The sequence below is a fragment of the Cupriavidus sp. TMH.W2 genome, from assembly GCF_050847365.1.
Taxonomy (GTDB): Bacteria; Pseudomonadota; Gammaproteobacteria; order Burkholderiales; family Burkholderiaceae; genus Cupriavidus.
In genome coordinates, this window is sequence record NZ_CP193792.1 from 1,449,854 (window position 1) to 1,464,682 (window position 14,829).

A 14,829-nucleotide genomic window follows, 5' to 3' on the forward strand; every position below is an offset into this window, starting at 1 on the left:
ATGCGCCAGGCACTCACCCCAACCCTACCCAGGAACCGTTTTTTTTAGAACGTTGACCCCACTCCGTCATTCCCGCGCAGGCGGGAATCCAGCGTCTTTGAAGCCACTGGGTCCCCGCCTTCGCGGGAATGACGTGTCGGTTCTTGGAACCAAGTCGGCATGGCCAGCGTGCATCGGTCTCTCCCGCAAGCGGGAGAGGGAGTACCCCAAGGGTTATTTGTAGCCCATTGCGCCTGGCACGCTCCCACAGTGCCCGTTACAGGTATGCCCCCTCAGAGCCACCGGCAGCGCCGGTGGCTTTTTAGTTTTTCGGCGATGCGCGCAGCCGTTGCCCGGATCGCGGCGGCCATTTCCTGCCGGATCTTGGAATCTTCCGCATTTCCTGCCGTTTATGCGTTGATACGCTTGTGCTGACTCACGATCGGATACGGGCCTTTTGCCCGAGCCGCAATGGTTGAATCGGAGATCCAGTCATGAAGCAGAAGGCGCAGTCGTCCCCGGCACCCGATGCCGACTATATGTTCGCCCCGGTCCCGCCCGATGCGCGCAGGCCGACCTGGAAGCAGGTGATGGTGTGGGTCGGGTTTGGCTACGTTGCCACCGGCCTGTTTATCGGCGGCACCCTGGCCGGGCCGGCGGGCGGCGCGGGCGTTTCCTTCCCCATGGCGTTGCTGGCCATTGCCATCGGCATGGGCATCCTGTTCGTGCTGACCTCGCTGCTGGGCGTCATCGCGCAACGAACCGGGCTGAGCCTGGCCCTGCTGTGCCGTTATGCCTATGGTGCAAAAGGCATGAACCTGCCGATGCTGGCGATGGGGCTGCTGACGCTGGGCTGGTTCTCGGCGATCACGGGCATGGTGGGGGATATCTGGGGAGCCTTCATCGGCAACCCGAGCGGCATCGTGGTGCTCGACCCGGGCCGGATGGGGTACCCGATCGCCCCCATTACGCTGGAGGTCTTTGCGGCATGCCTGCTCTGCGGATTGTTGTTCACCGCGACTTCCATGTCCGGCATGAAAGGGCTGGAGCGCCTGGCGGTGCCGGTGGCGCCCGTCATCATGCTGATCGCGGTGCTGGTCGGCATCGGCATGCTGGACGAGGGCGGCGGGCTCGGCAGTTTTATCGCGGCCTCCTCGCAGAAGGGCGGTTTGCCGCTATCGTCGGCCGTCACCATGCTGGTGGGGAGCTGGATTGCCGGCGCCATCATGGGCGTCGACCTGTTTCGCTTCAGCCGGAACGCCCGCGCGGTGTGGCTGGGCTCGGCCGCGTGCTTCCTGCTGACGAATCCGTTGCTCAATATCGTCGGCTATATCGGCACCGTCACCGTCGGTGAGTACAACTACGTGTCGTGGATGCTGGAAAAGAGCTTCCTGCTGGCACTGGCGGGCGCAGTCACGTGGACCTTGTCGCTATGGACCACCAACGATGCCGAGCTCTATTGCAATGCGCTCTACACAGGTCCCGTGCTGCAGTCCTGCGGCATCGAGGTCGGCAAGAGGCAGCTCGTCCTGGTGGCAGGCCTTGCCGGCACCGTGCTCGGCGCGCTCGGCTTCTATCAGATGCTCTTTGCGCAGTTCATCAACTACCTCGGCATCATGGCGCCGCCGCTGGCCGGCCCGCTGCTGGCGGACTACTACGTCAAGCACAAGGGCCGCTATGACGTTCGCGAACTGAATACCCAGCCTGCGTTCAACCGGGCTGGCGTGGGCTCGGCGCTGATCGGCATGATGCTGGGGCTTTGCCTCGAGCTGAACCAGTGGCTGGCTTCCTGGCCGAACGGCCTGGTGGCGCTGCTGGCCACCGTGCTGCTGTACCTGCTGTTGCACCCGATACTGAACGCGAAGCCGCGCCCGCTGGCGCAGAGGGCATCATGAAGAAGGTCTTCCTGAATGAATTCTCCACGGCCGAGCTGGAGGCCATGTTTGCCGCCGGCGACATCGACAGTGCGATCACGGTCTTCGGCAGTTGCGAAAGCCACGGCGGCCACCTGCCATTGGGGCCGGACCTGTTCGTTCCCACCGAAGTGGCCCGGCAGGCCGCGCAACGGCTCGCCCGCACCGTCGTGGTCCCGGGCGTGCCGTTCGGCACTTCGATGCACTACAACGCCAATCCGATGGCGATCTCGCTTCGCTTCGAGACAGTGACGGCCGTCGCCGAGGATATGTTCGAGAGCCTGCTTGCCTACGGCATCCGGCACATCTTTGTGCTGAACGGCCACGACGGCAATATCGCGCCGCTGGAAATTGCGCAGCGCAAGGTCAAGCAGCGGCATCCCGAGGCCGTGTTCGCCTATATGCCCGCCTGGTGGTACGTGGTCGGCAATGTGCTCGGGGACGGCTTCTTCGCCGAGTGGGACGGGCTGGGGCACGGCGGCGAAGGCGAAACCTCCATCACCATGGCGGTGCGCCCGGAATTGTGCGACCTGAGCAAGGCCGTGCGCCAGATGCCCGACGACAGCATCCGCCTTGGCGAGCGCGTGCAGATCATGTGGGATATCGCTGAAGTTTCCGCGACGGGTGCCACGGGCGATCCTACGCGGGCCAGCGCGGAGAAGGGCGGCAAGATGCTTGACGCCCTGGTGGGGCTGGTGGTCGGCAGTATCAGGCAGCTTGACGACGAAGGGTGGCGTTACGATCGCCGTCGGTAACGGGCAAATGGTAAAGGGCGAATCAGTCCGGTATCGGCGCGCGCAAGCGTGAACTCCACGACGCATACGCATAAGTCAGCATGCGCCCGGCTTCAAAACCAGAGGGCGGCCTGATCTCGCCGCGAGCCTCTCTGTACGCCACCGCGGCGTGCAGGATCTTCTCGGGCGCGTAACGGTCACGCAGGGGGAGATGCGGATGGAGCCGGCGCCAGCCAGGGGCGGCGCCGTCCAGGGTCGCCCAGGCCAGTGCGCAATAGCACATGCCCCGGGACGAGAGATACCAGAGTTGCCAGTAGCGGCCAGTCGACTCCACGCGCTGCATCCTTGGATATGACAGGACCGGCGGGGGCGACCGGGCCGATGCTTACTGGATCCTGGCCTTGTCCTTCAGCGACTTCATCATGGCCTGGAACTGCTCGCGCTGCCAGTTCTGGTCGCCCATCAGCATTTGCGTCAGCTGCGGCTTGACCTCTTCGAACGACGGGATCTTGGCGTCGCGCGTGTCGACCAGTTCGATGATGTGCCAGCCAAACTGGGTCTTGACCGGGGTATCGGTCATCTGGCCCTTCTTCAGGCCGGTCATCGCTGCCGAGAACTCAGGCACGTAGCTGCTGCTGTTGGCCCAGTCCAGGTCGCCGCCGTTGGCGGCCGAGCCCGGGTCCTTGGACGAGGCCTTGGCCATGTCCTCGAACTTGGCGCCGCCCTTGATCTTGGCGATGATCGCCTTGGCGTCGGCTTCCTTTTCCACCAGGATATGGCGGGCGTGGTATTCCTTCCCAATGCCGAACTGCGACTTGATCTTGTCGTACTGCTTGAGCAGCTCGGCGTCGCTGGCGCCGTGGGTCTTGACGTAGTCTTCAAACACCGCGCCGGCCAACACGTTCAGGCGAGCCTGTTCCAGTTGCTCCTGCACGTCGTCGCGCTGGGTCAGGCCACGCTTGTTGGCTTCCTGGGAGAGCAGTTCGCGGTCGATCAGCATGTTGCGCGCGCGCGTGCGCAGCTCCGGGTTGTCGGGCTGGCCGGTGCCGGCGATCAACTTGTCCAGCTTTGCCGACGGAATGGCCTTGCCATTCACCACGGCGGCATTCTGGGCGAAGGCCGGCAGGCTGCCGGCAGCAAGCACAGCCGCCAGGCTGAACGAGAGGACGGTGGTCTTCATGGAATCAGGTCTGAGAGTTGCTGGAAGAATCGCGTGATGGTGCGAAGGATTGTGTGCGGGATTGATACTCTTGGTCGGTGAACGCAGTCACGGCGAGCGCGTGGATCTGCGTGGGGAACAGACCGCGCAGCGCATCATACACCATGCGGTGTCGGGCAACCCGGTTGTGACCCGCAAAGCGCTCGCTGACGATTGTCACGTCGTAATGTCCGCCGCCGGATGCGGCGCCGGCATGCCCGGCGTGGGCCGCGCTGTCATCGCGCACGGCGAGGTGGCTGGGGGCGAGCGCTTCGCGCAGCATCGCTTCGATCGTGGCGGGATCGGCTGCCATCAATGGTTTCCTTCGGTTCGGGGCTGCGGGGAAAAAAGGGGGCAGGGCTGTCAGTCCTGGCTGTTCTCGGGCATGTGGCGCGACAGCCAGACGCTCTGTGCAACGATGAAGACCAGCATCAGCCCCATGCTGCCGAACAGCTTGAAGTTGACCCAGGCCTCGGTCGAGAACTGATAGGCCACATACAGGTTGAGCACGCCCATGGCGGCGAAGAAGCCGGCCCAGGCGGCGTTCAGCCGCGTCCACACGGCATCGGGCAGGGTCACCTGCTTTTCCATCATGGCGCGGATCAGGTTCTTGCGCCAGCCGATCACCGAGCCCAGCAGCGCGGCCGCGAACATCCAGTACAGCACGGTCGGCTTCCACTTGATGAAGGTCTCGTTGTGCAGCACCAGCGTGGCGCCGCCGAAGACCCCGATGATCAGCAGGCTGACCCACTGCATCGGCTCGACCTTGCGGTGGCGGAACCAGACCCAGCCGATCTGCAGCACCGTGGCGCCAATGGCCACGGCGGTGGCGGTGTAGATGTCGGCCAGCTTGAAGGCGGCAAAAAACAGGATGACCGGGAACAGGTCGAACAGGAATTTCATGCGGTACCAGGTTGTGTCCGGCGTCCTTGCCGGGGCATTGGCGCTGCGGGTCGCGCCGGGGTTAGTCGCCGCTGCCGGCACCGTGGGCATCATCCGCCGCACGCTGTGCCGGGTCGCGATCGTCGAATTTTAACGCAGCCGAGTTGATGCAATAGCGCAGGCCGGTCGGGGCGGGGCCGTCCTCGAAAACGTGGCCCAGATGGCTGCCGCATTCCTTGCAGCGTACCTCGACCCGCGTCATGCCGTGGCTGTGGTCGACATGCTCGGCAATCACCTCGCCGTTGATCGGGCGGAAATAGCTGGGCCAGCCGCAGCCGGCGTCGAACTTGGTGGCGGATTCGAACAGCGGCGTGCCGCAGCCGACGCAATGATAGATGCCATTGTCCCAGTGGTCCCAGTAGCGCCCGGTGAAGGGACGCTCGGTGGCGGACTCGCGGGCCACGCGGTATTCGATGTCGGAGAGTTGTGCACGCCACTCGGCGTCGCTCTTGGTGGTGGTCATGGTTTGTCCTCGGCGGGTCTTCGTCTGAAGGGTTTCCTCAGGTCAGGCGTTGGTCGTGCGAACTGCGCCAACCTTACACCGGCCGGCGCCGGCGTGCAGGGCGCGTCACGATGAGCAGCTGACCTCCAGTCCCGATGCCCAGTCCGGCGGCAGCGCCGCGTAATGCTCAGCCTCTGGCTGTTCGTCGAATGGGCGCGACAGCACCGCCAGCAACCGGTCCACTTCGCTGAAGTCCTTGTCGCGGGCGTGCCGGATGGCGGTCTCGGCCAGGTGGTTGCGCAGCACGTATTTGGGGTTGACCGCCAGCATTTCCAGTGCGCGGGCGGCATCGTGCGACGGCTCGGCCCGCAGGCGCACGCGGTAGTCGGCCACCCAGGCGTCGAAGGCGGCGCGGTCCGGGAACAGGTCCCGCACCGGCGCGTCGCGCGAGGCGTCGGCGGACGAAATCCCGCACAGCTTGCGCCAGAACAGCGTGTAGTCCACGCGCTGCCCATGCAGCAGCTGGAACAGGCTGGTCAGCAGCGGCTCGTCGGACTTGTCGTCGCCGCCCGCGGGCGGGCGCAGGCCCAGCTTGGCGCGGTAATGGCGGAAGAACGCCGCGGCGTAGCGGTCGCGGAACGGGTCGAGCGCGGCGCGCGCGGCTTCCACGGCGGCGTCGCGCGCGCCCTCCTGGTCGGCATCGTCCGGTGGCAGCCACAGCGGCAGCAGGGCCTGCGCCAGGCAGTGCAGGTTCCAGAATGCCACCTGCGGCTGCTGGCTGTAGGCGTAGCGGCCCTGCGTGTCGGAGTGGTTGCAGATATGGTTGGCGTCGAATGCGTCGAGAAAGCCGAACGGGCCGTAGTCGATGGTCAGGCCCAGGATCGACATATTGTCGGTGTTCATCACGCCATGGCAGAAGCCCACCGCCTGCCAGTGCGCGACCAGGTCGGCGGTGCGCAGCGAAACCTCGCGCAGCAGCGCCTGGTAGGGCTGGGCATGGTCGCGGCACGCGGGCATGAAGTTGTCGATGACAAAGTCCGCCAGCTTGCGCAGCGCGGCCACGTCGTCGTGCGCGGCGAAGTGCTCGAAGTGCCCGAAGCGGATAAAGGTCGGCGACAGCCGCGTCACCACCGCGGCGGTCTCGATGGTCTCGCGGCGCACCGGCGCGTCCGAGCCCATGATCGACAGCGCGCGCGTGGTTGGCACGCCCAGCGCAGCCATGGCTTCGGAGCAAAGATACTCACGGATCGACGAGCGCAGCACCGCGCGGCCATCGGCCATGCGCGAGTACGGTGTCAGGCCCGCGCCCTTGAGCTGGATTTCCCACGGACCGGTGGCGGTCTCGGCCTGCGTCAGGCGGATGGCGCGGCCGTCGCCGAGCTGGCCGGCCCAGACCCCGAACTGGTGCCCGGAATACACGCTGGCGAGCGGGTCGGCCCAGTCCGGCACCTGGTTGCCGACAAAGGCATCGATAAAGTCCTGCCGGCTGCCGATGCCGGCGTCCCAGCCGAGCAGCGCCGCCGCGGCCGGCGCCACGCTCACCAGGTACGGCGACGGCAGAGGCGTGGGACGCAGGCGCGTGAAGAACTGCGCGCCGAGTTCGGCAAAGCCGGGCGCGGTGCGGAAGGGCGCGGACAACGTGTCCGGCGTGGTTGCGTCGGCGGGCTGCGTGGCTTGTGGCTGGAGCGTGTCTGGCATCGCGTAGGGGCGCATCGGGGCGCAAGTGGGGCGGTGCGAATTCCGTGCGGTCGTCGATGTGCCGGGAACCGTGTAAAAGGCGGTGCGGCGCGGCATGCCGAGGGCACGAAAATGCGATGGTGGCTAGGGAAAACGACATGTTGAGGTGCAACATGCCACGCAGTATTGTACGTCCTCAACGGCACTCGACCGCTCTCTGCCGAGTAATGCCGCCATGCACCGCACGGTTATTTTCCGCCTTCAGTGCGCACATGAATCCGGTGCATGGACTTCCGCAGAATTGCGGCCCGACGACCAGCAGCACGCGACGACGGCAACACACAGCAACGCGACGACAGTACGGCAGTGCACAACTGGATCGGCCCGATGCTGATTCCATGCATGCGAACGACCGCCAAAAAATAGTACGGTTGTTCGTTTTTTGACGGAAAAGACAAGACTTTCAGGAGGCAGGTACATGGCATTGATGGGTCAAATGATGAGCGCGCCGCTGCTCATTTCCTCCATCATCAAACACGCCGCGCGTTACTACGGCAGCACCGAGATCGTCTCGCGGCGCACGGAGGGCGACCTGCATCGCTATACGTACCGCGACTGCGAACTGCGCGCCCGCAAGCTGGCGCAGGCGCTGGGCACCCTGGGCGTGAAGCCGGGTGAGCGCGTCGGCACGCTGGCCTGGAACGGCTACCGCCACCTGGAGATCTACTACGGCGTGTCCGGCATGGGCGCCGTCTGCCATACCGTCAACCCGCGCCTGTTCCCCGAGCAGGTCGCCTATATCGTCAACCACGCGGAAGACAGCTATGTCTTCTTCGACCTGACCTTCCTGCCGCTGGTGGAGGGCGTCGCGCCGCATTGCCCCAACGTCAAGGGCTGGGTGGCGATGACCGACCGCGCGCATATGCCGGCCGAATCCAAAGTGCCGCTGCTGTGCTACGAGGAACTGGTCGAGGCCCAGGACGGCAACTACGAATGGCCGCAGTTCGACGAGAACCAGGCATCGAGCCTGTGCTACACCTCGGGCACCACCGGCAACCCCAAGGGCGCGCTGTATTCGCACCGCTCGACGGTGCTGCACTCGTATGCGTCGGCAATGCCGGACGCGCTGGGCTGTTCCGCCAGCGACGTGATCCTGCCCGTGGTGCCGATGTTCCACGTCAATGCCTGGGGCCTGCCCTACTCGGTGCCGCTGGTCGGCGCCAAGCTGGTGCTGCCGGGTGCCAGGCTGGACGGGGCCTCCATCTATGAATTGTTCGAGCAGGAGAAGGTGACCATCTCCGCCGGCGTGCCGACGGTGTGGCTGGGCCTGCTGCAGCACGTGCAGTCGAACCAGCTGAAGTTTTCGACCTTCCACCGCACCGTGATCGGCGGCTCGGCCGCGCCGCCGGCGATGATCCGCGCGCTCGAGGCGCTGGACGTCGAGGTGATCCACGCCTGGGGCATGACCGAGATGTCGCCGCTGGGCACCTCATGCAAGCTGCTGGCCAAACATCAGGGCCTGTCCGACGCCGACCGCCACAAGATCCAGGAAAAGCAGGGCCGCGTGATCTACGGCGTCGACATGAAGATCGTCGATGGCGACGGCAAGGAGCTGCCGTGGGACGGCACGGCCTTCGGCGACCTGATGGTGCGCGGCCCGTGGATCATCGACCGCTACTTCCGCAACGATGCCAGCCCGCTGGTCGACGGCTGGTTCCCGACCGGCGACGTCGCCACCATCGACGCCGACGGCTTCATGCAGATCACCGACCGCAGCAAGGACGTGATCAAGTCCGGCGGCGAATGGATCTCGTCGATCGATATCGAGAACGTCGCCGCGGCGCACCCCGCGGTGCACATGGCGGCCTGCATCTCGGCCTACCACCCCAAGTGGGACGAACGCCCGCTGCTGGTGGTGGTGAAGAAGCCCGGCGCCGAGGTCACGCGCGAGGAACTGCTGCAGTTCTTCGAAGGCAAGGTCGCCAAGTGGTGGATTCCGGACGACGTGGCCTTTGTCACCGAGATCCCGCTGACCGCGACCGGCAAGATGCAGAAGCTCAAGCTGCGCGAGCAGTTCAAGGACTACAAGCTGCCGACTGCCTGAGGCCGGCACAGCCGCAGTCCGGTGCGCCATGCCAGCTTGCGGCGTGGCGCATCCGGGGCGGGCCGGGGGCGCGACGGAGGACGCGCGCGGCCAGCCGCCATCAACGACAAGCCAACGAAAAGAGTGAAGGAGACAGGTATGACCAAGATGCGTCCGCTGGTGGCCGGTGCGGCCATGTTTGCCGCAGTCGGTTCTGCGCTGGTTTCGGGTGCCGCACTCGCGGATACGGTGAAGATCGCCTTTATCGATCCGCTGTCGGGGCTGATGGCTCCAGTTGGGCAGAACCAGCTCAAGAGCTGGCAGTATGTTGCGGACATGGCCAACCAGAAGGGCTGGGCCGGCGCGCACAAGTTCGAGGTGGTGGGCTTTGACAACAAGCTGTCGCCGCAGGAAAGCCTGACCATCCTGAAGCAGGCGGTCGACCAGAACATCCGCTATATCGTGCAGGGCAACGGCTCGTCGGTCGGGATGGCGCTGGAAGACGCGGTGGCCAAGCACAATGAGCGCAATCCGGGCAAGGAAATCGTCTACCTGAACTACGCGGCAGTGGACCCGGACATGACCAATTCCAAGTGCAACTACTGGCATTTCCGGCTCGACGCCAACTCGGACATGAAGATGGAGGCGCTGACCACCTTCCTGGCCAAGGACCCGAACGTCAAGAAGGTCTACCTGATCAACCAGAACTACTCGTTCGGCCACCAGGTGGCACGCGCGGCCAAGGAGTACCTGAAGCGCAAGCGCCCGGACATCCAGATCGTGGGTGAGGACCTGCATCCGCTGGCCCAGGTCAAGGACTTTGCCCCGTACGCGGCCAAGATCAAGGCCTCCGGCGCCGATACCGTGATCACCGGCAACTGGGGCAGCGACCTGGCGCTGCTGATCAAGGCGGGCAAGGACGCCGGCCTGACCACCAACTACTACACCTATTACGCCGGCACCACCGGCGTGCCCACCGCGATGGGCCCGACCGGCGCCGAGCACGTCAAGTACGTCGGCTACTACAACCCCAACAACAAGGGCTTCAAGGGCGCCGACGTCATCGAGGGCTTCAAGAAAAAGTACAACGATGACTTCTACGTGATGGCCTCGTATACCGGCATCGCCATGCTGTCGAAGGCGTTCAAGGACAGCGGCTCGACCGACCCGGTCAAGGTCGCCAAGGCGCTGGAGGGCATCAAGGTCGACAGCATGAACGGCGCGGTCGAGATGCGCAACACCGACCACCAGGCGCAGCAGCCACTGGTCGTCGCCACCTGGACCAAGGTTGACGGCAAGGACGTCAAGTACGACCAGGAGAACACCGGCTACGGCTGGAAGACCAATGCGCTGATGGATCAGTACGTGTCGGCCCAGCCGACCTCCTGCCAGATGAAGCGGCCGGGCTGATCCTGCCGATGGCGGGCCGGCCACGCTGACAAAGTGGCCGCCCGGGCTGCATACTTTCGGTCTTTTCGGTCGTATTTTTCGGTCGATACGGGGAGCGTCCGGGGCGGCTCCCGCCCCCCGGAGGGAGGCGCTCACCCTCAATCCAACCGGACGGATGCCGGCATGCCCACGCATGGCGGCACCAGCTTGAAGGACACGCCGTGGAATTCTTCATCATCTCTTTGCTGAACGGCATCAGCTACGGGCTGCTGCTGTTCATGCTCTCATCGGGCCTGACGCTGATCTTCAGCATGATGGGCGTGCTCAATTTCGCGCATGCCAGCTTCTACATGCTGGGCGCCTACTTTGCCTACACCATCGCCAGCAAGGTCGGCTTCTGGCCGGCGCTGATCTTCGCGCCGCTGCTGGTGGCCGGCGCGGGCGCGCTGGTGGAGCGCTTCGGCCTGCGCACGGTGCACAAGTTCGGCCACGTCGCAGAACTGCTGTTTACCTTCGGCCTGGCCTACCTGATCGAAGAGGGCGTCAAGCTGGTGTGGGGCCTGGCGGCGGTGCCGTACCGGATTCCCGAGGTGCTGGATGGTCCGCTGTTCACGGTGTTCACCTCGTCCTTCCCCAAGTACCGCGCCTTCATGATGCTGGTGTCGCTGGGCATGCTGGTGGCGATTTACCTGGTGCTGACGCGCACCCGCATCGGCCTGGTGATCCAGGCCGCGCTGACCCACCCGGAAATGGTCGAGGCGCTGGGCCACAACGTGCCGCGCGTATTCATGATGGTGTTCGGCGGCGGTGCCGCGCTGGCCGGGCTGGCCGGGGTGATCGGCGGCAATGCCTTCGTCACCGAGCCGTCGATGGCGGCGGCGGTCGGGTCGATCGTGTTCGTGGTGGCGGTGGTGGGCGGCATGGGATCGCTGGTGGGCGCGTTCATTGCGTCGATCCTGATCGGCGTGCTGCAGACCTTCGCGGTCACCATCGACGCCTCGCTGGCGGGGCTGATGACCAGCCTGGGGCTGGCCGTCAGCGACGCCACGCCGTTCTATGCCTTGTGGAAGCTCACGGTGGCCCAGGTGGCGCCGGTGCTGCCGTACCTGTTGCTGGTGGTGATGCTGATCTTCCGCCCGCGTGGACTGATGGGAACCCGGGAGAGCTGACGCCATGGAGCGAGCGATGCAACAACCGCGCGAGCCGGTGGTGACCGGCCGCACCCTGCGCTACCGTCCGCTGAACCTGGCGCGCTGGATCATCTGGAGCCTGACCGTGCTGGTCATGCTGGTGATGCCGCTGATCTTCACCGGGGGCTTCGCCATCACGCTGATGTCGCAGATGGGCATCATGATCATCTTCGCGCTGTCGTACAACATGCTGCTCGGGCAGACCGGCATGTTGTCGTTCGGCCACGCGGTGTATGCCGGCCTGGGCGCCTTTATTGCCGTGCATGTGCTGAACATGGTCGGCGCGGGCAAGGTGTGGCTGCCGGTGTCGATGCTGCCGCTGGTGGGCGGGCTGGCCGGCGCCTTCTTTGGCGTGATCTTCGGCTATGTCACCACCAAGAGGTCCGGCACCACCTTCGCCATGATCACCATGGGCATCGGCGAGATGGTGTTCGCCAGCTCGCTGATGTTCCCGGATTTCTTCGGCGGCGAGGGCGGCATCTCCACCAACCGCGTGGTGGGTGATCCGTTCCTGGGCATCACCTTCGGGCCGGGGCGCCAGGTTTACTACCTGATCGCGGCGTGGTGCCTGCTGTCGATGGTGGCGATGTACGCGTGGACGCAGACGCCGCTGGGCCGCATCGCCAACGCCGTGCGCGACAACCCCGAGCGGGTCGAGTTCATTGGCTACAACACCCAGCGCGTGCGCTACCTGGTGCTGATCCTGTCGGCATTCTTCGCGGGCATCGCCGGCGCGCTGGGTGCCGTCAACTTCGAGATCGTCTCGGCCGAGAACGTCAGCGCGGTGCGCTCGGGCGGCGTGCTGCTGGCGGTGTTCATCGGCGGCGCGGGCGTATTCTTCGGGCCGGTCATCGGCGCGGTGGTGTTCGTGCTGTTCGCGGTGGCGCTGTCGGACCTGACCAAGGCCTGGCTGCTGTACCTGGGCCTGTTCTTCGTGCTGATGGTGATGTTCGTGCCGGGCGGGCTGGCCAGCCTGCTGCTGATGCAGATGCCGCTGCTGGGCAAGGGCAAGCTGGGCCGCATGCTGCCGTCCTATGCGCGTGCGGGCGGGGCCGGCGTGGTGCTGCTGCTGGCCATGATCCTGACGGTCGAGCTGGTCTACAAGGTGCAGGTCGACAGCGCCAACGGCACCGCGATGTCGCTGTTCGGCGTCGGCTTCGATGCGGCAAGCTGGACGCCATGGCTGGTGGCGGCGGTGCTGTGGGCGGTCGGGCTGGCCGCGTGGCGGCTGGCGGTGCGCGCCGCGCGCGCGCAGTGGGACAAGGTGCAGGCAGAAATCGCAGGAGGCAGGGCATGACCGCAGCGGCACTGGAACTGACCGATGTACGCAAGAAGTTCGGCCAGACGGAGATCATCCGCGGCGTGAACCTGAGTATCCCCAAGGGTGAGCGCCATGCGCTGATCGGCCCGAACGGGGCCGGCAAGTCGACCACCTTCAACCTGATCTCGGGCCGCTTTGCGCCGACGAGCGGCACGGTGCGCCTGAACGGCGAAGAGATCGGCGGGCTGCAGCCCTTCGTCATCAACCGCATGGGGCTGTCGCGCAGCTTCCAGATCACCAATATCTTCCACCGGCTGACGGTGTTCGAGAACCTGCGCTGCGCGGTGCTGTGGTCGCTTGGCTACAAGTATTCGTTCTGGCACCGGCTGACCGGCCTGCGCGACGCGCGCGAGCGCGCCGACGAGGTGCTGGAGCTGATCGGCATGCAGCATCGCCGCGATACCCAGGCGGGCCTGCTCACCTATGCCGAGCAGCGCGCGCTGGAGATCGGCATCACCATCGCCGGCGGCGCCGAGGTGATCCTGCTGGACGAGCCCACCGCGGGCATGAGCCGATCGGAATCGGACCATGCGGTCGAGCTGATCCGCAAGGTCACCGTGGGCAAGACGCTGGTGATGGTGGAGCATGACATGAGCGTGGTGTTCGGCCTGGCCGACCGGATCTCGGTGCTGGTCTATGGCGAAGTGATTGCCACGGACACCCCGCAGGCCATCCGCAACAACCGCAAGGTCAAGGAAGCCTACCTGGGCACCACGCTGGACGAAGACACCACCGAAGGAGCGCACTGATGGGCAAGCGCATGCTGGACGTGACGGGCCTGCACGCCTACTACGGCAAGAGCCATATCCTGCACGGCGTGGATGCCCATATCGATGAAGGCGAGATCGTCGCGCTGCTGGGCCGCAACGGGGTGGGGCGCTCGACCATGGCCAAGGCCATCCTGGGCATGGTCAGGGCGGAAGGCTCGGTAAAGTTCCGCGACGAAGAGATCCTGGGCCGGCGCACCTTCGAGATCGCGCACCTGGGGATCGGCTATGTGCCGGAGAACCGCGATATCTTCCCGACCCTGACCGTGCGCCAGAACCTGCTGCTGGGCGAGAAGCGCAATCCGCGGCAGGCCAGGCCGCGCTGGACCATCGAGGACATGTACAACATGTTCCCGCGGCTCAGGGAGCGCGAAAACACCTCGGCCGGCGTGCTCTCCGGCGGCGAGCAGCAGATGCTGACGCTGTGCCGCACCCTGATGGGCGACCCCGACCTGATCCTGATCGACGAGCCCACCGAGGGGCTGGCGCCGATGATCGTGACGCTGGTGGGGGACTACCTGAAAACGCTGAAGGAGCGCGGCGTGTCCGTGCTGCTGATCGAGCAGAAGCTGGCGATCGCGCTGGATATCTCGCAGCGCGTCTATGTGATGGGGCACGGGCACATCGTGTTCGAAGGCACGCCCGCCGAGCTGAAGGCGAATTCGCAGGTGAGAAAGGAATGGCTCGAGGTCTGATGCGGCACTGACCGCATCATGCGCCGGGTCGGTGTTTTGATCCCGGGCATTCCATTGTCGCCCGCCGTCACTCTCAACCCGTCAAGCCAACCGGCGTTCCCGCTGCGCCTCAAGCGGCGCCGGTAACGCAAACGACATACCCTCGCGGCCGGTCGGCTGCGACTTCTTCACCACCCGATCCCATCACCACAGCGCCGAAAACGCCGGCACGCCGCCCAATGCCGTTCAGCCCTACCGTCATTCCCGCGCAGGCGGGAATCCAGCGTCTTTCACGTCCTCTTCGGGAATGACGTCACTGGGTTCCCGCCTGCGCGGGAACGACAGTCGCTAACTGAACGGCATTACGGCACGCCGCCTTACTCTGTGTCGGTCAAATAAAGACCGATACTGGTTTAGAGGCAAGATTCGGTTGCACTTGCCAAGTGCTCTATCCGGCATCGCGAGAGTGATGTGGTGCCGCTTAAGCGCAGGCTCCATGCATCGCGATAAGGGGCGGCAT

Annotated in this window: 14 protein-coding genes; 8 read left to right on the forward strand and 6 right to left on the reverse strand. The window is 65.3% G+C overall.

Translation table 11 applies throughout. The features are described 5' to 3' along the window. Positions 1 to 473 precede the first annotated feature (473 nt). Together ACREYQ_RS06715 and ACREYQ_RS06720 are read left to right on the forward strand one after the other, a co-directional pair. A complete protein-coding gene (locus tag ACREYQ_RS06715; protein WP_432259972.1) occupies positions 474 to 1,874 on the forward strand; it encodes a purine-cytosine permease family protein in 1,401 nt (466 codons plus the stop codon). Continuing rightward, entirely contained in the window at positions 1,871 to 2,647 is a 777-nt protein-coding gene (locus ACREYQ_RS06720) for a creatininase family protein (RefSeq protein ID WP_432259973.1), read from the forward strand. The genes ACREYQ_RS06715 and ACREYQ_RS06720 overlap by 4 nt, the downstream gene beginning before the upstream one ends. 22 nt (positions 2,648 to 2,669) lie before the next feature. Here the strand turns inward: ACREYQ_RS06720 and ACREYQ_RS06725 are convergent, their stop codons facing one another. The 6 genes from ACREYQ_RS06725 to ACREYQ_RS06750 all read right to left on the reverse strand — a co-directional run bounded on the left by ACREYQ_RS06725 (position 2,670) and on the right by ACREYQ_RS06750 (position 6,906). After that, positions 2,670 to 2,969, reverse strand: a complete 300-nt coding sequence (locus tag ACREYQ_RS06725) for a hypothetical protein (RefSeq protein ID WP_432259974.1) — start codon at positions 2,967 to 2,969, stop codon at positions 2,670 to 2,672. A 42-nt stretch (positions 2,970 to 3,011) separates the two neighbouring features. Further along, positions 3,012 to 3,806, reverse strand: coding sequence for a peptidylprolyl isomerase (locus ACREYQ_RS06730; protein WP_432259975.1), 795 nt, complete (start codon positions 3,804 to 3,806; stop codon positions 3,012 to 3,014). A 4-nt stretch (positions 3,807 to 3,810) separates the two neighbouring features. After that, a complete protein-coding gene (locus tag ACREYQ_RS06735) occupies positions 3,811 to 4,137 on the reverse strand; it encodes a BolA family protein (protein ID WP_432259976.1) in 327 nt (108 codons plus the stop codon). Between the two features lie 50 nt (positions 4,138 to 4,187). Continuing rightward, positions 4,188 to 4,727 (reverse strand): septation protein A, encoded by a 540-nt coding sequence (locus ACREYQ_RS06740; protein WP_432259977.1) that lies wholly within the window; start codon positions 4,725 to 4,727, stop codon positions 4,188 to 4,190. 61 nt (positions 4,728 to 4,788) lie between these two features. Beyond that, complete coding sequence (gene msrB / locus ACREYQ_RS06745; RefSeq protein WP_432259978.1) at positions 4,789 to 5,229, reverse strand: peptide-methionine (R)-S-oxide reductase MsrB; 441 nt, start codon at positions 5,227 to 5,229, stop codon at positions 4,789 to 4,791. Between the two features lie 105 nt (positions 5,230 to 5,334). Continuing rightward, positions 5,335 to 6,906: a protein adenylyltransferase SelO gene (locus ACREYQ_RS06750; RefSeq protein WP_432259979.1), complete on the reverse strand. Its 1,572-nt coding sequence runs from the start codon at positions 6,904 to 6,906 to the stop codon at positions 5,335 to 5,337. Between the two features lie 457 nt (positions 6,907 to 7,363). Here ACREYQ_RS06750 and ACREYQ_RS06755 point away from each other — a divergent pair, with 457 nt between their 5' ends. The 6 genes from ACREYQ_RS06755 to ACREYQ_RS06780 all read left to right on the forward strand — a co-directional run bounded on the left by ACREYQ_RS06755 (position 7,364) and on the right by ACREYQ_RS06780 (position 14,330). After that, positions 7,364 to 8,989, forward strand: a complete 1,626-nt coding sequence (locus ACREYQ_RS06755) for a 3-(methylthio)propionyl-CoA ligase (RefSeq protein ID WP_432259980.1) — start codon at positions 7,364 to 7,366, stop codon at positions 8,987 to 8,989. A 138-nt stretch (positions 8,990 to 9,127) separates the two neighbouring features. Then, positions 9,128 to 10,378 (forward strand): branched-chain amino acid ABC transporter substrate-binding protein, encoded by a 1,251-nt coding sequence (locus ACREYQ_RS06760; protein WP_432259981.1) that lies wholly within the window; start codon positions 9,128 to 9,130, stop codon positions 10,376 to 10,378. Between the two features lie 200 nt (positions 10,379 to 10,578). Further along, positions 10,579 to 11,526, forward strand: coding sequence for a branched-chain amino acid ABC transporter permease (locus ACREYQ_RS06765; protein WP_432259982.1), 948 nt, complete (start codon positions 10,579 to 10,581; stop codon positions 11,524 to 11,526). A gap of 4 nt (positions 11,527 to 11,530) precedes the next feature. Further along, positions 11,531 to 12,844, forward strand: coding sequence for a branched-chain amino acid ABC transporter permease (locus ACREYQ_RS06770; RefSeq protein ID WP_432259983.1), 1,314 nt, complete (start codon positions 11,531 to 11,533; stop codon positions 12,842 to 12,844). Further along, positions 12,841 to 13,617 carry an ABC transporter ATP-binding protein gene (locus tag ACREYQ_RS06775; protein WP_432259984.1) on the forward strand — a complete coding sequence of 259 codons (777 nt, stop codon included), beginning with the start codon at positions 12,841 to 12,843 and terminating at the stop codon, positions 13,615 to 13,617. Before ACREYQ_RS06770 ends, ACREYQ_RS06775 begins: the two co-directional genes overlap by 4 nt. After that, positions 13,617 to 14,330, forward strand: a complete 714-nt coding sequence (locus ACREYQ_RS06780) for an ABC transporter ATP-binding protein (protein WP_432259985.1) — start codon at positions 13,617 to 13,619, stop codon at positions 14,328 to 14,330. Before ACREYQ_RS06775 ends, ACREYQ_RS06780 begins: the two co-directional genes overlap by 1 nt. The last annotated feature ends 499 nt before the right edge of the window (positions 14,331 to 14,829 follow it).